This is a genomic window from uncultured Roseobacter sp. (assembly GCF_947499265.1).
Classification (GTDB): domain Bacteria; phylum Pseudomonadota; class Alphaproteobacteria; order Rhodobacterales; family Rhodobacteraceae; genus Roseobacter.
In genome coordinates this window covers 1-1,025 of record NZ_CANMNK010000026.1, presented here as the reverse complement: position 1 = coordinate 1,025, position 1,025 = coordinate 1, and the positions used below count along the sequence as shown (strand labels likewise).

Here is a 1,025-nt window from a genome sequence, read left to right as displayed (position 1 = left end):
ATCATCGAGGATGGTGCTGAGGTAGAACCAACCCCAGCCGATGACCTTCAGATAGGTGAAGTCGGTCTGCCACAGCTCGTTCGGACGCGTGGTCTTGTCTTTGAACTCATCAGCCGTCGACAGAACCACATAGGCCGGACTGGTGATCAGGTCGTAGGACTTGAGGATGCGATAGACCGAAGCCTCTGACACGAAGTACTTTTCCGTGTCAGTGAACTGCACGGCCAACTCACGCGGCGACAGATCACTTTCCCTCAAGGCCAGGTCTTTGATCTTCTCGCGTACCGGCTCCGGAATGCTGTTCCAGACCCGTGACGGCTTGGGGCTGCGATCCTCAAGCGCCTCCGGGCCGCCCGACAGATACCGGTCGTACCAACGATAGAAAGTGGTACTCGGGATGCCCAGCTTGTCCAACGTGCGATTTGTCGGGAGATGCGATCTTTCAACGAGGCGAATGATCTCCAGTTTCTCGGATGCCGCCCTCTCGGCAGATTTGGCTTAGCCAAATCGCCTGCCGGGTAATAGATACCTCATGCGCTGTCGTCCCCCTCCGCGATCATGCTTTTTTGAGCAGCCGCAGGTCCAGGGCCTGTTCAGCGACGACCCCTTTCAAATCACGGGATTCCCGCCGCAGGTCTTTGACTTCAGTCGACGTCGCTGCACGAGCCGTGTCGCTCGCAAGGCGCTTCTTTCCAGCCTCAAGGAACTCCTTGGACCAGCTGTAGTACAGGCTCTGGGCAATGCCTTCACGGCGGCACAGCTCCGAGATGCTGTCCTCGCCTTTTAGGCCGTTCAGCACAATCCGGATCTTCTCCTCGGCTGAATATTGTTTGCGCCCCTCTCATTGATACTGCGTATCAACGGCCGGGCAGTGGTGCGCGCGGCGGATGTCATTCACGACCTTCTCACCATGGCTCCGCTTGGTCCCGGGTTTCTGTCTCATCTCCACGCCTTGGTGGTTACGATGTGCCAGAAACCCTCTCTTATCAAATTAGCCTAAACTGTCCCATTGGTGCTGACGTTAG

At 57.0% G+C, this 1,025-nt stretch carries 1 pseudogene; it reads right to left on the bottom strand.

The features are described from left to right. Positions 1–943: pseudogene (locus Q1A63_RS25580) on the bottom strand (helix-turn-helix domain-containing protein); the annotation flags it as partial. Positions 944–1,025 lie beyond the last annotated feature (82 nt).